General features: G+C 70.1%; 17 protein-coding genes and 1 pseudogene. 6 read left to right on the forward strand and 12 right to left on the reverse strand.

Features of this window, described 5'->3' with window-relative positions; all coding sequences use genetic code 11:
* Positions 1-264, reverse strand: a pseudogene (locus tag G5C51_RS28515) (MarR family transcriptional regulator); the annotation flags it as partial.
* Between the two features lie 86 nt (positions 265-350).
* On the opposite strand from G5C51_RS28515, the gene G5C51_RS28520 reads away from it, so the two are divergent.
* A complete protein-coding gene (locus tag G5C51_RS28520) occupies positions 351-1,223 on the forward strand; it encodes an LLM class flavin-dependent oxidoreductase (RefSeq protein WP_165241214.1) in 873 nt (290 codons plus the stop codon).
* 36 nt (positions 1,224-1,259) lie between these two features.
* Here the strand turns inward: G5C51_RS28520 and G5C51_RS28525 are convergent, their stop codons facing one another.
* Positions 1,260-4,100, reverse strand: a complete 2,841-nt coding sequence (locus G5C51_RS28525) for an FAD-binding and (Fe-S)-binding domain-containing protein (protein ID WP_165241216.1) — start codon at positions 4,098-4,100, stop codon at positions 1,260-1,262.
* 146 nt (positions 4,101-4,246) lie between these two features.
* On the opposite strand from G5C51_RS28525, the gene G5C51_RS28530 reads away from it, so the two are divergent.
* Positions 4,247-4,471: a hypothetical protein gene (locus G5C51_RS28530; protein WP_165241218.1), complete on the forward strand. Its 225-nt coding sequence runs from the start codon at positions 4,247-4,249 to the stop codon at positions 4,469-4,471.
* A gap of 24 nt (positions 4,472-4,495) precedes the next feature.
* On the opposite strand, the gene G5C51_RS28535 is transcribed toward G5C51_RS28530, so the two are convergent.
* Positions 4,496-5,506 carry an arabinan endo-1,5-alpha-L-arabinosidase gene (locus G5C51_RS28535; RefSeq protein ID WP_165241220.1) on the reverse strand — a complete coding sequence of 337 codons (1,011 nt, stop codon included), beginning with the start codon at positions 5,504-5,506 and terminating at the stop codon, positions 4,496-4,498.
* A gap of 121 nt (positions 5,507-5,627) precedes the next feature.
* On the opposite strand from G5C51_RS28535, the gene serC reads away from it, so the two are divergent.
* Positions 5,628-6,746: a phosphoserine transaminase gene (serC, locus tag G5C51_RS28540; RefSeq protein ID WP_165241222.1), complete on the forward strand. Its 1,119-nt coding sequence runs from the start codon at positions 5,628-5,630 to the stop codon at positions 6,744-6,746.
* Between the two features lie 3 nt (positions 6,747-6,749).
* Here the strand turns inward: serC and G5C51_RS28545 are convergent, their stop codons facing one another.
* Positions 6,750-7,535, reverse strand: coding sequence for an ABC transporter permease (locus G5C51_RS28545; protein ID WP_165241224.1), 786 nt, complete (start codon positions 7,533-7,535; stop codon positions 6,750-6,752).
* A complete protein-coding gene (locus G5C51_RS28550) occupies positions 7,532-8,503 on the reverse strand; it encodes an ATP-binding cassette domain-containing protein (RefSeq protein WP_165241226.1) in 972 nt (323 codons plus the stop codon). The genes G5C51_RS28545 and G5C51_RS28550 overlap by 4 nt, the downstream gene beginning before the upstream one ends.
* Positions 8,504-8,592: 89 nt before the next feature.
* Here G5C51_RS28550 and G5C51_RS28555 point away from each other — a divergent pair, with 89 nt between their 5' ends.
* On the forward strand, positions 8,593-9,369 hold the full coding sequence (locus G5C51_RS28555) for a TetR/AcrR family transcriptional regulator (protein ID WP_165241228.1): 777 nt from the start codon (positions 8,593-8,595) through the stop codon (positions 9,367-9,369).
* Here G5C51_RS28555 and G5C51_RS28560 read toward each other — a convergent pair.
* Together G5C51_RS28560 and G5C51_RS28565 are read right to left on the reverse strand one after the other, a co-directional pair.
* Positions 9,353-10,681, reverse strand: coding sequence for a ligand-gated ion channel (locus G5C51_RS28560; protein ID WP_165241230.1), 1,329 nt, complete (start codon positions 10,679-10,681; stop codon positions 9,353-9,355). The genes G5C51_RS28555 and G5C51_RS28560 overlap by 17 nt on opposite strands.
* 66 nt (positions 10,682-10,747) lie before the next feature.
* Positions 10,748-11,731, reverse strand: coding sequence for an esterase-like activity of phytase family protein (locus tag G5C51_RS28565; protein WP_165241232.1), 984 nt, complete (start codon positions 11,729-11,731; stop codon positions 10,748-10,750).
* A 71-nt stretch (positions 11,732-11,802) separates the two neighbouring features.
* On the opposite strand from G5C51_RS28565, the gene G5C51_RS28570 reads away from it, so the two are divergent.
* Positions 11,803-12,801 (forward strand): aldo/keto reductase, encoded by a 999-nt coding sequence (locus G5C51_RS28570; protein ID WP_165241234.1) that lies wholly within the window; start codon positions 11,803-11,805, stop codon positions 12,799-12,801.
* Between the two features lie 148 nt (positions 12,802-12,949).
* On the opposite strand, the gene thpR is transcribed toward G5C51_RS28570, so the two are convergent.
* From thpR to G5C51_RS28585, 3 genes are all read right to left on the reverse strand, one after another.
* A complete protein-coding gene (gene thpR / locus G5C51_RS28575; protein WP_165241236.1) occupies positions 12,950-13,516 on the reverse strand; it encodes an RNA 2',3'-cyclic phosphodiesterase in 567 nt (188 codons plus the stop codon).
* A 250-nt stretch (positions 13,517-13,766) separates the two neighbouring features.
* On the reverse strand, positions 13,767-15,104 hold the full coding sequence (locus tag G5C51_RS28580; RefSeq protein WP_165241238.1) for an MFS transporter: 1,338 nt from the start codon (positions 15,102-15,104) through the stop codon (positions 13,767-13,769).
* 49 nt (positions 15,105-15,153) lie between these two features.
* Positions 15,154-15,603, reverse strand: coding sequence for a MarR family winged helix-turn-helix transcriptional regulator (locus G5C51_RS28585; protein ID WP_165241240.1), 450 nt, complete (start codon positions 15,601-15,603; stop codon positions 15,154-15,156).
* Positions 15,604-15,755: 152 nt separating this feature from the next.
* Between G5C51_RS28585 and G5C51_RS28590 the strand changes: the two genes are divergently transcribed.
* The gene (locus G5C51_RS28590) at positions 15,756-15,959 is read left to right on the forward strand and encodes a ribbon-helix-helix protein, CopG family (RefSeq protein WP_165241242.1); all 204 of its coding nucleotides are present in this window, start codon (positions 15,756-15,758) and stop codon (positions 15,957-15,959) included.
* Here G5C51_RS28590 and G5C51_RS28595 read toward each other — a convergent pair.
* Together G5C51_RS28595 and G5C51_RS28600 are read right to left on the reverse strand one after the other, a co-directional pair.
* Complete coding sequence (locus tag G5C51_RS28595) at positions 15,943-17,391, reverse strand: NCS2 family permease (protein WP_165241244.1); 1,449 nt, start codon at positions 17,389-17,391, stop codon at positions 15,943-15,945. The two genes, G5C51_RS28590 and G5C51_RS28595, sit on opposite strands and share 17 nt — an antisense overlap.
* A gap of 99 nt (positions 17,392-17,490) precedes the next feature.
* Positions 17,491-17,784 carry a DUF2530 domain-containing protein gene (locus G5C51_RS28600; protein ID WP_165241245.1) on the reverse strand — a complete coding sequence of 98 codons (294 nt, stop codon included), beginning with the start codon at positions 17,782-17,784 and terminating at the stop codon, positions 17,491-17,493.
* Positions 17,785-17,825: the final 41 nt, after the last annotated feature.

The raw sequence follows: 17,825 nt of genomic DNA on the forward strand, positions 1-17,825 counted from the left end.
CCGCTCCTCCATCCGCGCGATATGCCGGGACAACCGGCTCTTCGACCACAGCATCCGGTCCGCCAGCCTCGTCAGCCGCCAGCGCCGCCCCTCCGCCGACGACAGGGCGGACAGCACGTCGTAATCAGGGGCCGACAAGCCCGAAACCCGCTGCAGATCGCGGGCGATTTGCGCGTCCAGGAGCAGGCGAAGTCCGCGATAGCCCATCCAGGCACGCATTTCGGAGTCGGTCAGCCAGCGGGGTGGGGTGGTGGCGTCGCTCATGGGACCCACCCTAGCCAGCTTTGTTGACGTGTAACCAACCACCGGCATACGGTTTTGGTTACACGTAAACCAAAGGGAGCCGCCCCATGACCTTCGCCCACCTCGGACTCGGCATCTCCCCCTCCGCAGCGCCCGGTTCCGACCCAATCGGCGACGTCCGCGCCGCCGAAGACCTCGGCTTCGACTTCGTGTCCGTCTCCGATCACCCCTGCGGTACGACGCCCACCTACGAGACCTGGACGCTGCTGACCTGGATGGCCGCGGCGACGACCCGTATCCGGATCGCCTCGCGCGTGCTGGGCACGCCGTACCGCCCCCCGGCGATGGTGGCGAAGATGGCCGAGACCCTGCACCGGCTGTCCGGCGGGCGGCTGATCCTCGGCCTCGGCGGCGGTTACTCCGACGAGGAGTTCCGCGCCTTCGGCCTCGGCGTGCCCACCCCACGCGAGAAGGTCGACGGAATGGCGGACGCGATCCGCATCATGCACGGCCTGTGGACGGAGGCGAGCTTCACTTACTCAGGTCCGCGCTACCGCGTCCACGCCGCCGACATCGAGCCCAAGCCAGACCCCCACCGACCGATCCCCATCTGGCTGGGGACATACGGCCCACGAGCCCTCGACGTCACCGGCCGCCTCGCCGACGGCTGGATCCCCTCCCTCGGCTTCGCCGCCCCGGCCCAGGCGGCCACCATGCGCGAGCGCATCCTGCGCGCCGCGGAAGCAGCAGGACGCGACCCGCAGGCCATCGACTGCGTCTACAACGTCCAGGTGTGGCTCGACGGCCCGGCCGCCGACCCGGGAGCGGGCACCATAAGCGGGCCGCTGGAGGCCGTCCGCGAGCGCCTCGCAAGCTTCGCCGACCTAGGCTTCACCCAACTCAACCTCGTCCCCGCCGGCCCCGACCCCCGCGCCCAAGCCGAGCGCATCGGCAAGGAGCTCCTACCACTCCTCCGCTGACCAGCAGCGCACCAAAAGCCCAGCAACTACAGCCAACTACAGCCCCTCCGCCAACACCTCCGCCAAATGCCGCGCCCTCCGCCCCCCACCCAACTGCTCGATCTGCGTACGGCACGAGAAGCCATCCGCGATCAGCTCAACACCAGGCGCAGCATCCCGTACCGCCGGAAGCAACTGCTCCTCCGCACACGCCACCGACACGTCGTAATGCCCGCGCTCGAAGCCGAAGTTCCCCGCCAAACCACAGCACCCGCCCGCCAGCGCCCCGCTCAGCCCAGCCCGCTCCATCAGCCGCCGCTCCGCCGCATCGCCGAGGACGGCGTGCTGGTGGCAGTGGGTCTGGCCGGCCACAGCCGCATCCACGCGTGGCGGCTCCCAGTCGGGCGCCTTCTCCTCCAAGACCTGGGCGAAGGTCCGTACCCGCGAAGCAAGCTCCACCGCCCTCCCGTCCCCCGGCAGCAGCTCGGCCAAGTCCGCCTTCAGCGCCGCCGCACACGACGGCTCCAGCACCACCACCGGAATACCCGGCTCGTCCAAAGCCGGGCCAAGAGCATCAAGCGTCTGCCGCATAACACCCCGCGCCCGATCCAACTGCCCCGTAGAGACATAAGTCAGCCCACAGCACACCCCCTTCGACGGCAGCATCACCAGGAACCCCGCCGCCTCCAGCACCTTCACCGCCGCGCTCCCTGCCGCCGGCGACAGGTAGTTGGTGAACGTATCCGGCCACAACAGCACCCCACCCCGCGGCGCCGCCGGCCCCGCCGGCGGCTCGACTGTCCCGGCCCGCGCCACGGTCGCCGCCGCCCGCAGCTCCGAGCGCTCCCGCTTCCGCCACCACTCCGTGAACGGCTCCGCCGCCACCGCCGGGATCTCCCGCTCCGGCGCGATCCCGCCCAGCCGCTTGGCGACCGCCGCCAGCGGCCGCACCCGGGCGAGCGCGTTGGCGATACGGGCCACGCGCAGCCGGGCCGCCAGGCGCAGCCATCGCGGCAGCCGCCCCATCGAGTAATGCGCCATCGGCCGCCGCCGGCCCTCGTAATGGTGGTGCAGGAATTCCGCCTTGTACGTGGCCATGTCCACCCCGACCGGGCAGTCGGACCTGCACCCCTTGCAGGACAGGCACAGATCGAGCGCGTCCCGTACCTCCTCCGAGCGCCAGCCGTCCGTGACCACCTCGCCCGCGAGCATCTCGTGCAGCAGCCGCGCCCGCCCCCGGGTGGAGTGCTTCTCCTCACCGGTCGCGCGGTACGACGGGCACATCACGCCCGAACTGCCAGCCGGATTACGGCACTTGGCCACCCCCACACACCTCCGCACCGCCGCCGAGAAGTCCCCGCCGTCATGCGGATACCCGAAGGCCACATCCACCGGCCCCTTCGGCAGCGGTGCGAAGCGCAGGTTCTCGTCGAGGCGGTAGGGCCGCGCCAGAATCCCGGGATTCAGCGCGCCATCCGGATCCCACAGATCCTTGAACTCGCCGAACAGCCCCGCCATCTCCGCCCCGTACATCTTCGGCAGCAGCTCCGCCCGCGCCTGCCCGTCCCCGTGCTCCCCGGACAGCGAGCCGCCGTGTGTCACGACGACCTCCGCCAGTTCCTCCGAGAAGCGCCGGAAACGCGCCACGCCCTCGTCGCTGAGCAGGTCGAAGTCGATGCGCACGTGAATGCAGCCGTCGCCGAAGTGCCCGTACGGCAGTCCGCGCAGCCCGTGTTCGCCGAGCAGCGTCCGGAAGTCCCGCAGATACGCCCCGAGCCGCGCCGGCGGCACCGCGCAGTCCTCCCAGCCGGGCCACGCCTCGCTCCCGTCGGGCATCCGGGTCGCCGTGCCGGACGCGTCCTCGCGGATCCGCCACAGCGCGCGCTGGGCGGCAGCCTCGACCACCACGGTGTGCCCGGTGTCGGCGAGCCGCGCCACCTCCTCGGCCCGCGCGAGCGCCTCGGCCGCCGTCTCGCCGCCGGTCTCCACGAACAGCCACGCCCCGCCGCGCGGCAGCGCCCCCGCGTCCGGCACCAGGTCGGCGGCCATGCCCTCGACGGTGAGCGGTCCGTACGGCAGCACCCCGGCGGCGGCTTCGGCGGCCGCGGACTCGTCGGCGTATCCGAGCACGGCGAGCGCACGGGCCTTCGGCGCCTCGACCAGCCGCACGGTGGCCTGTGTCAGAAGCGCCAGCGTCCCCTCGCTGCCGGTGAGCGCGCGGGCGAGGTCCGGACCCTTCTCCGGAAGCAGTTCATCGAGCGCGTAGCCGGAGATGCGGCGCGGGAGACCGGAGGGGAATCCCGTACGCAGCAGGGCGAGATGCCGCGCCGCCCATTCCTCGAGCCCCGGCAGGGTGTCGAGGCCGCGCCCGAGGCGCAGCCGCTTCCCGCGATACGTGATCACATCCAGCTCGCGCACATTGTCGGCCGTCGTCCCCCACGCCACCGAGTGCGAGCCGCAGGAGTTGTTGCCGATCATGCCGCCGAGCGTGCACCGGCTGTGCGTGGACGGATCGGGCCCGAAGGTCAGCCCGTGCTTCCCGGCTTCCGCCCGCAGCGTGTCGAGTACGAGCCCGGGCTGGACCACCGCGGTACGGGAGCCGGGGTCCAGCTCCAGCAGCCCGTTCATGTGCCGGGTGAAGTCGAGCACCACGCCCTCGCCGGTCGCCTGCCCGGCGATCGAGGTGCCGCCGCCGCGCGGCACCACCGGCACCCCGTGCTCCCGGCAGACGGCAAGCGCCGCCGCCACGTCGTCCGCGTCCCGCGGGGCGACATAACCGAGCGGCACCCGCCGATAGTTGGACGCGTCCATGGTCAGCAGCGCCCGCTCCTGCGATCCGAAGCCCACCTCCCCGGCGACGGCACCGCGAAGAGCACCCTCAAGTTCCGTACGACCCATACCTCCACCCTGCCCCAAACCAGGGCCTGTCTCCCGGATCTTGCCGGGTCCCACGCCGCCCACAGCCAGACCACACGCCCACCCGCACCTGGCACCACCCCGTGCTCGCCGACAAGACCCGAAAGACAGGCCCTAGACTCCCGCGGATGACTGACATGCGATGCACGATGTGCGGCAATCCGAGTCTGGAGCCCGGCTTCATTCTCGACGCGGGTCAGGGCGCGAAGGGCTACGCGCGGTGGGTCGCCGGTGCGCTGGAGAAGGGCATCTTCGGCGGGGCGAAGGTGATGGGGCGGCCCAAGCGGCGGACGGAGGCGCGTCGCTGCACCAAGTGCGGGCACCTGGAGCTGTTCGCGACCGACCCCGAGTGACCCGGCGAGCCGCCCCGTGAGGGGTCAGCGCGCCCTCGGCCACCCCCCACTCCAGTCGATCAGGTTGAGTCCGAGCTTCGGGCTGCCGTTGTCCTTGGCGTCGTAGTAGTGGTACACGAGCAGGTCCCCGTCAGCATCGTCCAGCAGCACGTCCTGCCCACCCGGCCCCACGATGTCGCCGTGCGACTCCAGCACCGGCGTGCCACCGTCCTTCCGCATGTCGACCCCGTTCCGGTCCACGTACGGGCCGTTCGGGCTCGTGGCCCGACCCACCTTGATCTTGTACGTGGAGTCGGTGCCCGAGCAGCACTTGTCGTACGAGGCAAAGAGGTAGAAGTAACTGCCGCGCTTGACGACCGTCGGCCCCTCCACCGCCCCGTCCGCACTCTGCCGGGACGCCAGCGAATACCGCGTCGCGCCGGCCTTCGGCTTGCCGGTCGCCGGGTCCAGCTCGATCTGCTTGATCCCGGACCAGAACGAGCCGAAGGCCAGGTACCACTTGCCGCCGTCCACCAGCAGGCTCGGGTCGATGGCGTTGAAGTCATCGCTGGTCCGCGACGAGACGACCAGCCCGTGGTCCTTCCAGCTGCCCGGCTCACCGGTGGCGGAGGTGGCGAGGCCGATCGCGGAGTTGTTGGTGCCGAAGGTGGAGAGCGAGTAGTACATGTAGTACGTATCGCCCACACGGGAGATGTCAGGCGCCCACGGGTCGTTGTCCGGCGAGTACTTCGCCCACCACGAGGGCGGCGCGGCGAAGGCGTCGGCGGTCCGCTTGAAGGCCGTGCGGTCGGTGGAGGAACGGCCTTCTACGAGACCGTGCGTGGAGTACAGCAGGTACTTGCCCGCCGGCGTCTTCACCATCGACGGGTCGTGTGCACCCACGTCGCCGGTGACCACGCCGGGCCCCGGATAGGCGGCCTCGGCGCTCCCGGGCACGAGGACGAAGGCCGCGGCGGCGGCAAGACCCGCGGCCGCGGCAGGGATCGTGTAGCGCTTACGCAGCGCGTGACGGCGCTTGCTGGATGAACGGCTCATGTGACGGCTCATGTGGAGGTGTCGCCACCGCGCACAGCAAGGTTGCCACCCACCAGGACAACCCGTCTCACCCGCTGGACAGCATCCCGCTCCGCCGCGCGGCAGCGCTTAGGCTGCCTCCGTGGCTGAGATCCAGATTCCCGCTGACATCAAGCCCGCCGACGGACGCTTCGGCTCGGGCCCCTCCAAGGTGCGGCCGGAGGCGCTCAGCGCGCTGGCCGCGACCGGCACCTCCCTCATGGGTACGTCCCACCGCCAGGCCCCGGTGAAGAACCTGGTCGGCCGGGTGCGCGAGGGCATCAAGGACCTGTTCTCCCTCCCCGAGGGGTACGAGGTGGTCCTCGGCAACGGCGGCTCCACCGCCTTCTGGGACGTCGCCACCCACGGCCTGATCGAGAACAAGTCGCAGCACCTGTCCTTCGGCGAGTTCTCCTCGAAGTTCGCCAAGGCCGCGACGCTCGCCCCCTGGCTGGCCGAGCCGACCATCGTCAAGTCCCAGCCCGGCACCCACCCGGTGCCGTACGGCGAGGAAGGCGTGGACGTCTACGCCCTCACCCACAACGAGACCTCCACCGGCGTCGCCCTCCCGGTCAACCGGGTCGCGGGCGCCGACGACGGCTCCCTGGTCCTGGTCGACGCCACCTCCGGCGCCGGCGGCCTGCCGGTCGACATCGCCGAGACCGACGTCTACTACTTCGCCCCGCAGAAGTCCTTCGCCGCCGACGGCGGCCTGTGGATCGGCATCTTCTCCCCGGCCGCGATCGAGCGCGCCCAGCGCGTCCACGCGAGCGGCCGGCACGTTCCGGAGTTCTTCTCCCTGCCGACCGCGATCGACAACTCGCGCAAGAACCAGACGTACAACACCCCGGCGCTGGCCACCCTCTTCCTGCTCGCCGAGCAGCTGGACTGGCTCAACGGCCAGGGCGGCCTGGACTTCGCGGTCCGGCGCACGGCGACCTCGGCCCGTAATCTCTACGGCTGGGCCGAGGACTCCAAGCACGCCACCCCGTTCGTCGCCGACCCGGCGCAGCGCTCGGCCGTCGTCGGCACCATCGACTTCTACGACGGCATCGACGCGGCCGCGATCGCCAAGGTCCTCCGGGCCAACGGCATCGTGGACACCGAGCCGTACCGCAAGCTGGGCCGCAACCAGCTGCGGGTGGCGATGTTCCCGGCCGTCGACCCCGAGGACGTGAAGGCGCTGACCGCCTGCGTCGATTACGTCATCGACCAGCTCTGATCATCAGGCGCTCAGCCGCTGGTACTTCCGCACCGCCAGCGGCAGGAACACGACCGTGATCACGATGGGCCACACCACCGCCATCATCATCGCGTTCTCCTGAATCCACGGTCCGTCCTGCGGTACGGGGTTGCCGAACAGATCCCGTACCGCATTGGCCGTGGAGGACACCGGATTCCACTGCGCGATGGCGCCGAGCCACGTCGGCATCTCCGACGGCGGCGTGAAGACGCTCGACACCATCCCGAACGGGAACGCCACCGCGAACAGATTCCCGGCCGCCTCCTGATTCGGCACCATCAGGCCGAGCACGACCCCGACCCAGATCAGCGCGAAGCGCAGCAGGAGCAGCAGCCCGAAGGCCGCGATCGTGGCCGCGAAGCCGCCGCTCGAGCGCCAGCCGATGGCCAGCGCGATCGCCGCCATCACCGCCAGGTCGAGCGCCGCCCCGATCAGGTCCGAGACCCCGCGTCCGCCGACCACCGCCATCGGCGACATCGGCATCGAGCGGAAGCGGTCGGTGATGCCCTTGTCCTTGTCGAGGGTCACCAGCATCGCCGTATTCATGAACCCGAAGGCCATCGTCATCGCGAACATGCCCGGCATGGCATACGACTTGTAGTCCTCCATCGCCATGCCGCTGCCGAAGACGTACACGAACAGCAGCACCGAGACCACCGGGAAGCCCAGCTGCCAGGCGATGTTCGACGGCTGCCGGCGATAGTGCAGCAGCCCCCGCCGCACGACGGTCCACGTGTCCGAGACCGCCCAGTACACCGCGCCGCTCATGCCGCGACCTCCTCTTCGTCCTCGGCCTTGCGGCCGGTCAGCCGCAGGAATACGTCATCCAGCGTCGGCCGCCGCAGCGCGATGTCCTCGACCACGACCCCGTCGTCCTGCAGCGTCCGCGCCACCTCGGTCAGCGCCGCGACCCGGTCGGTCACCGGCGCCTGCACCTTGAGCGCCTCCAGATCGATGTCCGGCTCCACGCCGGCGACCCGGTCCACGGCCTTCACCGCGTCGGGAATCTGCGCCGCGTCCGCCACGACCACCTCGATACGGTCGCCGCCGATCCGGTTCTTCAGCGCCGCCGGGGTGTCGTCGGCGATCGTGCGGCCGTGCTCGATGACCGCGATACGGTCCGCGAGCTTGTCGGCCTCGTCCAGGTACTGCGTGGTGAGCAGCACGGTCGTGCCCTGCGCTACGAGCCCGCGCACCGACTCCCACACCTCGCCGCGGCTGCGCGGGTCGAGCCCGGTGGTCGGCTCGTCCATGAACAGCACGTCAGGCGCCAGGATCATCGACGACGCCAGGTCGAGCCGCCGCCGCATGCCGCCGCTGTAGGTCTTCGCGCCCTTGTCGGCGGCCTCCGTCAGCTCGAACTGCTCCAGCAACTCCTGCGCCCGCTGCCGCGCCCGCTTGGCGCCGAGGTGGAAGAGCCGCCCGAACATCTCCAGGTTCTGCCGCCCGGTGAGGATCTCGTCCACCGCCGCGTACTGCCCGGCGAGGCCGATCTTCCGGCGCACCTTCCCCGCCTCGGTCGCCACGTCGAAGCCGCCGACCCGGGCGCTGCCGCCGTCGAGCCGGACCAGGGTGGTCAGTATCCGCACCGCCGTGGTCTTGCCGGCGCCGTTCGGGCCGAGCAGGCCGTAGACGGTGCCGTACGGGACGGCCAGGTCGAAGCCGTCCAGGACCCGCTTCTCGCCGTAGCGCTTCTGCAGTCCCTCCGCGAGGACCGCCGTTTCCGTTGCCTTCAAGGTTCACCCCTCCAGAATCTGAGTACAGTGTACACACGACGCTTACGGTGTACGCAGATATTCCCGGGGCGGCTAGGATGGGCGGTGAGATGACCACCGAACACAGCGGAAGCGGCGACCTCAACAAGTCGATGGCGCTGCTCTGGGACGTGCAGGAGCGCGGCACCCGCGGGCCCAAGCCGGGGCTGACCCTGGCCCGTATCGTCGCCGCCGCCATCGAGGTCGCGGACGCGGAGGGGCTCGACGCGGTGTCCATGCGCCGGGTCGCGACCGAGCTCGGCGTCAGCACCATGTCGCTGTACCGGCATGTGCCCGGCAAGGGTGAGCTGCTGGACCTGATGCTCGACCGGGTCAGCGAGATCGACCCGGAGAAGCGGGCGGCGGCCTGGTCCGGGGAGCACGGGTGGCGGGAGGTCATCGAGGCCATGGCCCGCGGCACCTGGGAGCACTACCTGGCGCACCCGTGGCTGCTCCAGGTCGACCAGGCCCGCCCGATCCTCGGCCCCAACTCCCTGACCAGTTTTGAACTCGCCCTCGCCGGCCTGACCGACGCGCCGCTGTCCGGCAAGCAGAAGGTCATGGCGATCACCGCGGTGGACGCCATGGTCAGCGGCATCGCCCGTACCCACGTGAACTCCATGCAGGCCGAGGCGCGCACCGGCGTCAGCGACGAGGAGTTCTGGCAGGCGCAGACCCCCGCGCTGGAGGCGGCGCAGGCGAGCGGCTGCTATCCGGAGGTGTTCGCGCTGGACCCCGACTCGTTCTCCGCCAAGGGGCTCGAGCAGCTGGAGTTCGCGCTGCGGGTGCTGCTGGACGGGCTCGCACCCATCATGGAGGGCCCTGGCGGCGCTACCAGCGGGGCCTGAACACCCACAGCGTGGCGGCGAAGATCAGCGTCAGCAGCAGCGGCCAGTAGAGCAGCTTGGCCAGCCGGTTGTCGCCCCACTCCAGGCTGGGACTGCGCCGGCGGCCGAGCAGCACGGCGTCGATGGCGACCCAGAGGATCACGGCGTACTGCGCGAAGGCGAAGTACTCCAGATAGGCCATGCCGCTGCTGCCGGTCACCTGCCGCACCGACGACTGGTCGACGACGATCACCAGCAGCATCGAGACGCCGAAGGTGACCGCGCCCCAGGTGGAGAAGCCGAGGGAGGAGCGCCGCTCGTCGTCCGCGCGGGCGAAGAGGAACAGCGACAGGAAGATCATCAGCGATACGATCGCGGACCGGATCAGGCTGTCGATGAGCGGGTTGTGCCACTGCCGGGCCACACCGAGGTTGAAGTTGAGGTTCGGCCGGCCCTCCCCCGCCTGGTATTCGCCGGTGGTGGCGCCCATGTTGGTGCGGTAGTCGAGCTTCTGGTAGCTCCAGGTCGTGAACGTGGTCTTCCAGCCCTGCAGATGGGTCTCCGGGTCCACCCCGAGCTTCTCCTCCGCCTTCCACGGCGGATACGACGCGAAGTCGGGGACCAGCACCAGGTTGCCCTGGGTGAACCGGTTCGACCACATGGCGAAGTGGATGTCCTGCCGGTCCAGCGGATAGCGCCGGTAGTCGAAGGTCTGGTGCAGCGTGGCCTGGAAGTACCAGCCGACCGTCCGCGAACCGTCCGGGTGCTGCTTGCGGTAGATCTCGGTGGTCGCGTGCGAGTCCTCCGCCTCCGGGAAGATCACGCCCTCCGACTTCTCCGGCACCTCCTTCGGCAGCCGCTGCCAGACATAGCCGCTGGCCTTCACCTTCGACGGGCCGTCGTAGTCCGCCTGCTGCACCAGCAGCCCGGTCGGCACCCGGTCCTGGCCGGTGCCGATCTCCTTGTCCAGGTACGCGTCGGCCTCGGCGCGGGTGTTCACCACCTGGCCGGCGGACAGCGCGTCGGCGTCGTCGCCGCTGACCAGCATCCAGGTGGTGATGATGCCGCCGGCCAGCACCAGGCTGACCAGCGCGGAGGCGGCCATGGTCCGGCCGCGGGTGAGCAGGAAGGGCCGTACGACGGCGATGATGACGGACGTGAGCAGCACCGCGATGGCGACGGCGAGCAGTGCCCAGCCCTTCAGCGGCTGGGAATTGTCGCCGCGCAGATACAGGAAGAGCAGCACGGCGGTGGCGACGGCCGCGACGGCCAGTACCGCGAGGTTGGCGCGCTCGGCGGTACGGGTCCAGGCGGGGCGGGGTGCGTCATCCATCCCGAAAAGTGAATCTTGTACTGATTGCCCCGGCAACTCAGGGGCGTTCGGGATGGGTGAACCGGGTTACCGCCGCCGGAACACCCGCTTCAGACCGAGCACCAGCACGGCCGCCGCGCCGAAGGTGAGCACGCCGACGACCAGGTTGCGGTTCTCGCCCTCCCCCGGGCCCGAGGACGAGCCGCCGCTGCCGTCGGCCTCCGCCGAGCCGCTCGGCCGCGCGCTCGCCGGCAGGTCGGCGCGGGTGACCTCGGTGCGGGCGCCCTCGGTGCCGTACATCAGGGCGCCGCCGTCCGCGGTGAAGGTGACCGACTCGCCCTGCCGCTGCAGCGGCGGACTGACGCTCTCGGCCTCCTTCGGCCGGCCGTCCTTCCAGTCGTACATCCGGCCGCCGAAATAGCTGCGCAGCACCAGGTGCTCGCCGTCGGGCGAGAAGGCGCCGTCGGTGACCCAGAGATTGATGGGGGCGATGCGGCGGAAGACGTTCTTCGTGCCCGGGGTCAGCTTCGCCGGGCCCGCGTACATCGCGGCGCCGCCGTCCTTCTTCTTGGAGGCGATGTAGGCGCGCCCGGTCTTCGGGTGGATCATCAGCGCCTCGGCGTCCCGCGGCCCGCCGTCGTAGACGACGTCGAACTGGGTGGCGTTGACGGTCTGGTCCCGCAGCTGCTTCGGCTCCGGGAAGCGGTAGATCCACACGTGGTCCCAGGTGCCGCCGGCGTTGTCGCCGATGTCGCCGACGTAGATCTGATTCCCGGGCCCGATCGAGATCGCCTCGACATCCCGCGGCTGCCCGACCCCGCGCATGGCGATACGGGCGCGGGTCTCCCCGCTCTTGCCGTCGACGGCATAGACGTACGGGCCGTCGCCGCTGTCGTTGACGGTCCAGTACACGCCGTCGTGCTGCCGGCTGGCGGCCAGCCCGCTGGACTCGGAGATGCGGCTGTCCTGGAAGGTGAAGGACCCGCCGGGCTCGGCATGCACGGCTGAGGCCGGGAGCAGCACGGCAAGGCAGGCGGCAAGGACTCCGAGGACTCTGACCGGCAGACGCATGCGGCCAGCCTTTCATGACCGGCCCGGGGCCTCTTGCCTAGAGCGCGCTCGAAGGACTTGGCTTGGGTTCCATGAAGTACACGCAGCTCGGACGCACCGGACTCAAAGTCAGCCGCCTGGTCCTCGGCACGATGAACTTCGGCCCGCAGACGGACGAGGCGACCAGCCACTCGATCATGGACTCGGCGCTCGACGCCGGCGTCAACTTCTTCGACACGGCCAACGTCTACGGCTGGGGCGAGAACAAGGGCAACACGGAACGGATCCTCGGCACCTGGTTCGCCAAGGGCGGCGACCGCCGCGAGAAGACGGTGCTGGCCACGAAGGTCTACGGCAACATGTCCCCGGACGGCGCCACCCCCTGGCCGAACTCCGACCGCCTCTCGGCACTGAACATCCGCCGCGCGGTGGAGGCCTCGCTCAAGCGCCTGCAGACGGACTACATCGACCTGTACCAGTTCCACCACGTGGACCGCCGCACCCCGTGGGACGAGGTCTGGCAGGCCATCGACGTCCTCGTCCAGCAGGGCAAGATCCTCTACGCCGGCTCGTCGAACCACGCCGGCTGGCACATCGCGCAGGCGAACGAGGCGGCTCGGCGCCGCGGCTCGCTCGGCCTGGTCAGCGAGCAGTGCCTGTACAACCTCGCCGAGCGGCGCGCCGAGATGGAGGTGATCCCGGCGGCCCAGGCGTACGGCCTCGGCGTCATCCCGTGGTCCCCGCTGCACGGCGGCCTGCTCGGCGGCGCGATCCGCAAGGAGCGGGAGGGCGGCGGCGCGCGCTCGGCCTCCGGCCGTACCGCGGACGCGCTGAAGAACTCCGCGATGCGGGAGAAGGTGCAGGCGTACGAGGACCTGCTCGAGAAGCACGGCGTCGCACCCGGCGACGCCGGGCTGGCGTGGCTGCTCACCCGCCCCGGCGTGACCGGCCCGATCGTGGGCCCGCGCACGCAGGAGCAGCTGGACTCCGCGCTGCGGGCGGTGTCGGTCGAGCTGTCGGAGGAGCTGCTGGCGTCGCTGGAGGAGATCTTCCCGGGCCCGGGCCCGTCGCCTGAGGCCTTCGCCTGGTAACAGCTGCTTCGCGCGCGCCGTGGCGGCCGCACCGGGGGGCGCTGGGCGCTATCCCCCGAACGCGGCCGCCACGGCCACGATGACGAAGATCAGCACGAGAGCAGCGCTCACGACGCGCATACGGGTCTTGGCGTTCACGCCACCGAGCCTAACGCGATGCCCTGAGCGGCCAGGCGGCGACCGTCTCGTAGCGCGGCTGCTCGTGCGCGGCGCGCGGCAGGTGACTGCGGAGGAGACGGAGCTCGGCGACGGTCCAGGGCGCGCTGTGGAAGCGCTTGAGCCGGTCGGCATACGGACCGAGCGAGACGCGCCCGTCGCGCCCTTGGCGGGCGAGGGTGAGGTGGGGCTTGTACGCCCGCTCCTCCATATCGAGCCCGACGCGGCGCCCGGCGGCCGCAGCGCTCCCGGCGAGCCGCTTGAGCGCATCGCGCTCGCCGGCGACCCCGGCCCAGAGCACACGGTCGCCGAAGCGCCCGCCGCCGTCGATACGGAGCGAGAACCCGTCACGCCGGGCGGCGGCGCGCTCGAGCCGCTCCCACAGGGCACTGACTCGCTCCTCGTCCACCTCCCCGTAGAACGCAACGGTGAAGTGCCAGGATGCGCGGACGGGCCACCGTAGCTCGCCGCTCCCAGGCAGCGCCCGCAGCTCGGCGACGACGCCGGCGAGCTCGCCGAGCACGCCACCGGGTGGCACAACCGCCGCAAAGAGCCTCATGGGAAAAGCTTCCCACCGCCCGGCGGCCGGGTACGCGACGAGGGAGCGGGGGTGGGGGTGCGCCCGCAGCGCGGGGATGAGCAGGACGTGCCAGCCGTAAGTGTCGGGGCCGCGTGAGGACGTGCCCCCACCGCAGCACCACGCGCCATCAAGCCCGCCCGGCGCTTGAGGGCGAGCGCCGCAGGCGCGATCGCCTAGGGCGCTGCACCCCCATCGCACCGAGCAACGGGCGGGTTGGTGGGCGCAGCCGTTACGCCGCCGTCGTCAACCGCTCTCGCGGGACGAACACCACATGCTGGTGCCCCCGACGCAAGTCGACCCGCAGGCGCAGATTCCCCACCCGCGCCAGGATCAGGGCCACCGTAATCGCGGCACCCGCCGAGATCACCCCGCAGCTCAGGAAGCCGATCCGGGCGCCGAACGTATCCGTCACCCAGCCCACCAGCGGCCCCCCGATCGGCGTGCCGCCGACGAAGACCATCACGAACAGGCTCATCACCCGCCCCCGCATGGTCTCGTCCACCGCCGTCTGGACATTCGCATTCGCGGTGACGTTGAAGCTCAGCCCGAAGATCCCCAGCGGCACCATCAGCGCCGCGAAGACCCACAGCGACGGCGACAGCGCCGCCGCGATCTCCAGCAGCCCGAAGCCAAGGGCCGCGAAGACGGTCAGCCGCATCCGCGAGACCCCGCGCCGCGCCGCAAGCAGCGCGCCGATCAGCGACCCCACCGCCATGAGCGTGTTGAGCATGCCGTACGTACCGGCGCCGCCCTCGAAGACGTCGTCCACAAAGGCAGTCAGCCAGATCGGGAAGTTGAAGCCGAACGTCCCGATAAAGCCCACCAGCACGATCGGCCAGATCAGATCGGGCCGCCCGGCCACGTAACGAAGCCCCTCCCGCAGCTGGCCCTTCCCCCGCGGCGCCCGCTCCACCGGGTGCAGCTCGGAAGTCCGCATCAGCAGCAGCCCCGCCAGCGGCGCGACGAAGGACAGCCCGTTCAGCAGAAACGCCCAGCCACTCCCCACCGCAGTGATCAGCACGCCCGCCACCGCGGGGCCGATCAGCCGGGCCGACTGGAAGTTGGCGGCGTTCAGGGACACCGCATTGCGCATCTGGTCCTTGCCGACCATCTCCGAGACGAAGACCTGACGCGTGGGGTTGTCCACCACCGTCACCATGCCGAGCAGGAAGGCCATCAGGTACACGTGCCAGACCTGGACGACCCCGCCCAGCGTCAGCGCCGCGAGCGCGAGGCCGGTCAGGCCCATGGCGGCCTGAGTGATCAGCAGCAGCTTGCGCTTGTTGTAGCGGTCGGCGATCACGCCGCCGTAAAGACCGAAGAGCAGCATCGGCAGGAACTGCAGGGCGGTGGTGATGCCCACCGCGGTGGACGAGCCGGTCAGGCTCAGCACCAGCCAGTCCTGGGCGATGCGCTGCATCCAGGTGCCGGTGTTGGACACCAGCTGGCCGGACGCGAAGAGGCGGTAGTTGCGTATTTTCAGCGAGCTGAAGGTGCCCGCTTTCTTGTTCTCGGTAGTCGTTCCGGTCGGTGCGGGTGCGGAGTCTGCTCCGTGTCCCGTACTCAAAGGGAGTCCCCCTCCTTCTCCTAGGTGTGTCCTGCCGGACCTGCCAGGCCTACAGATGCGCGAGCTTCTCCAGCACCGGCGCGGCGGCGCGCAGCGTCGCCCATTCCGCCTCGGTGAGCTGGCCGGTGAGCTCGGCCAGATAGGCGTTGCGCTTGCGGCGCGCCTCTTCCAGCATCGCCACTGCCTGCTCGGTCTGCTCGACGACCTTCTGGCGCCGGTCGTCCGGGTGCGGCTGCAGCTGGACGAGACCCTTGTCCTGCAGCATCGCGACGATGCGGGTCATCGACGGCGGCTGCACATGCTCCTTGCGGGCGAGCTCGCTGGGCGTGGCAGGGCCGCAGCGGGCCAGGGTGCCGAGCACCGACATCTCGGTCGGGCTGAGCGACTCACCACTTACGGAGGGAGCTCGCTGGTGCCGCATCCTGCGGGAGAGCCGCATGATCGCGGAGCGCAGCGAGTTCACGGCGGCGGCGTCGGCACCTGAGGTCAGATCGGGCATTTACTTAGGATAGCTCATTACCCAAGCTAAGTAAACTCAGGATGAACGGTTCTCCCACCAGGTCACGGGCGCCCGGAGGATTCCACTCGAACGGGTGAGCCTGTGCGGGAAACTGACGCACGCGCCGACCCCTACCGGCCAGCCTGACGTCCATGGGGACACACGTGCTGAGCCTGCGCATAGAGACCGAGCTCTACGAGAGCCTGCGCAGGCATGCGGAGCGACGCGGCATGAACGTGCAGGACTACATCGTGCAGACGCTCATCAGGGAGGACTTCGATGAGCGCTTCAAGGTGTCGGTGGATGAGAGCGAGCGGCTGAGCGCTGCCTTCGGCAGCGCTACTTTGCGCCAGTGACCTGCTCGATCGGGTCCAGCAAGAAGTACACGAGGAAGAACAGCCCCACGACGGTGAGCGGCCACGGGACCTCACGGAAGCGTCCCGTGACCGTCTTCAGCAGGATGTACGCGAGGACGCCGATCCCGATGCCGTTCGTGATGCTGTAGGTGAACGGCATCATCAGCATCGTCAGGAACGCCGGCACGGCGATCGTCAGGTCCGCCCAGTCGATCGCCGTGATGTTCGAGGCCATGATCAGGAAGCCCACGACGATCAGCGCGGGCGTCGCCGCCTGCGACGGCACGATGGTCGCCAGCGGCGTGAGGAAGAGCGCGAGCAGGAAGAGCCCGCCGGTGACCAGGTTGGCGAATCCGGTACGGGCCCCCTCGCCGACGCCCGCCGTGGACTCCACGAACGCGGTCGAGGCCGAGGCAGAGCCGGCCCCGCCGGCGGCGACGGAGAAACCGTCCACCATCAGGACCTGCCCCATGTTCGGCAGCTTGCCGTTCTCATCCGTGAGCCCGGCCTCCTCGCTGACCCCCATGATCGTGCCCATGGCATCGAAGAACCCGGACAGCAGCACCGTAAAGACGAAGAGGCACCCGGTCAGCAGCCCCGCCTCGCGGAAGCCGCCGAACAGGCTGAAGTGACCGACGAGCCCGAAGTCCGGGGTGGCGACGAACGAGCTGGGGAACTCCGGCACCGTAAGCCCCCACTTGGCGTCCGGGATGTCCGCCAGGCCATTGATCAGGATCGCGACCAGCGTCATCACGACGATGCTGATCAGGATCGCGCCAGGGGTGCGCCGTACGACCAGGGCGAAAGTGAGCGCCAGGCCGAGGACGAAGATCAGCACCGGCCAGCCGGCGAGGTGCCCGCCGACGCCGAGCCCGAGCGGGACGGTGGTGTGCGCGGAGTCCGGATTACGGGTGACGAAGCCGGCGTCGACCAGCCCGATGAGGGCGATGAAGAGGCCGATGCCGATCGCGATGGCCTTGCGCAGCCCGCCCGGGATGGCGTCCATGACCCGCTCCCGGAGCCCCGTCGCCACCAGGATCATGATGATGATGCCGGCGAGGACCACCATGCCCATCGCGTCCGCCCAGCTCATCTTGGGGGCGAGCTGCAGCGAGACGACGGCGTTGATGCCGAGGCCGGCGGCCATGGCGATGGGGACGTTGCCGATCACGCCCATGAGGAGCGTGGTCAGCCCGGCGACGAGGGCGGTGGCCGTGACGAGCTGCCCGCCATCCAGCTGGTGACCGAACTTGTCGGTGCCGGACCCGAGAATGATCGGATTCAGCACAAGGATGTACGCCATCGCGAAGAAGGTCGCCAGCCCGCCGCGTACCTCCCGGGCGATGGAGGAGCCGCGCTCGGAGATCTTGAAGTAACGATCGAGCGGGGAGTCGGCGGCGCGGGGCGGTTCGACCTTGGCAGGGGTAGACATACGGGGCCTTACGGGAGCAATGAGACGGTCCCGTCAGGTTAACCGCCAAGTAGCAAGGCGGCGCGCGGGCCCCCTGGCGGGGTGCGTCGGAGAACTCGCTCAGGTGTCGCTGTCGTGGACTTCGGCCTCAGCGGCCGCCTTCTCGGCGGCGCCGCGATCACGCGCGATGGCGGCTTCGCGCCGCCGGACGAACCAGATCCCGAAGACCCCGAGCCCGGTCCCGGCGAGACAGGTCCACACCCACCAGGTATGCCCACGCTCGTCGAACCACCCATAGAACGGCAACTGCGCAAGAAAGAGAACAGCCCAGACGACCGTCCCGCCAATGGTGACGGCGATGACATTCCCCTCGAGCGGCTCGGGGGCCTCGTATCGGGGCGTCCACTTCTGCATGCGAGCGAGTTTACGTGCCACACCCACCCCCGGCTGTACCC

The organism is Streptomyces coryli, from assembly GCF_011044975.1.
GTDB lineage: Bacteria > Actinomycetota > Actinomycetes > Streptomycetales > Streptomycetaceae > Streptomyces > Streptomyces coryli.

What these genes read in the sequence shown, in the direction of transcription:
- G5C51_RS28520 (WP_165241214.1), top strand. Translation starts at nt 351, where the DNA reads ATGACCTTCGCCCACCTCGGACTCGGCATCTCCCCCTCCGCAGCGCCC.
- G5C51_RS28525 (WP_165241216.1), bottom strand. Translation starts at nt 4,100, where the DNA reads ATGGGTCGTACGGAACTTGAGGGTGCTCTTCGCGGTGCCGTCGCCGGG.
- G5C51_RS28530 (WP_165241218.1), top strand. Translation starts at nt 4,247, where the DNA reads ATGACTGACATGCGATGCACGATGTGCGGCAATCCGAGTCTGGAGCCC.
- G5C51_RS28535 (WP_165241220.1), bottom strand. Translation starts at nt 5,506, where the DNA reads ATGAGCCGTTCATCCAGCAAGCGCCGTCACGCGCTGCGTAAGCGCTAC.
- G5C51_RS28545 (WP_165241224.1), bottom strand. Translation starts at nt 7,535, where the DNA reads ATGAGCGGCGCGGTGTACTGGGCGGTCTCGGACACGTGGACCGTCGTG.
- G5C51_RS28555 (WP_165241228.1), top strand. Translation starts at nt 8,593, where the DNA reads ATGACCACCGAACACAGCGGAAGCGGCGACCTCAACAAGTCGATGGCG.
- G5C51_RS28560 (WP_165241230.1), bottom strand. Translation starts at nt 10,681, where the DNA reads ATGGATGACGCACCCCGCCCCGCCTGGACCCGTACCGCCGAGCGCGCC.
- G5C51_RS28565 (WP_165241232.1), bottom strand. Translation starts at nt 11,731, where the DNA reads ATGCGTCTGCCGGTCAGAGTCCTCGGAGTCCTTGCCGCCTGCCTTGCC.
- G5C51_RS28570 (WP_165241234.1), top strand. Translation starts at nt 11,803, where the DNA reads ATGAAGTACACGCAGCTCGGACGCACCGGACTCAAAGTCAGCCGCCTG.
- thpR (WP_165241236.1), bottom strand. Translation starts at nt 13,516, where the DNA reads ATGAGGCTCTTTGCGGCGGTTGTGCCACCCGGTGGCGTGCTCGGCGAG.
- G5C51_RS28585 (WP_165241240.1), bottom strand. Translation starts at nt 15,603, where the DNA reads ATGCCCGATCTGACCTCAGGTGCCGACGCCGCCGCCGTGAACTCGCTG.
- G5C51_RS28590 (WP_165241242.1), top strand. Translation starts at nt 15,756, where the DNA reads ATGGGGACACACGTGCTGAGCCTGCGCATAGAGACCGAGCTCTACGAG.
- G5C51_RS28595 (WP_165241244.1), bottom strand. Translation starts at nt 17,391, where the DNA reads ATGTCTACCCCTGCCAAGGTCGAACCGCCCCGCGCCGCCGACTCCCCG.
- G5C51_RS28600 (WP_165241245.1), bottom strand. Translation starts at nt 17,784, where the DNA reads ATGCAGAAGTGGACGCCCCGATACGAGGCCCCCGAGCCGCTCGAGGGG.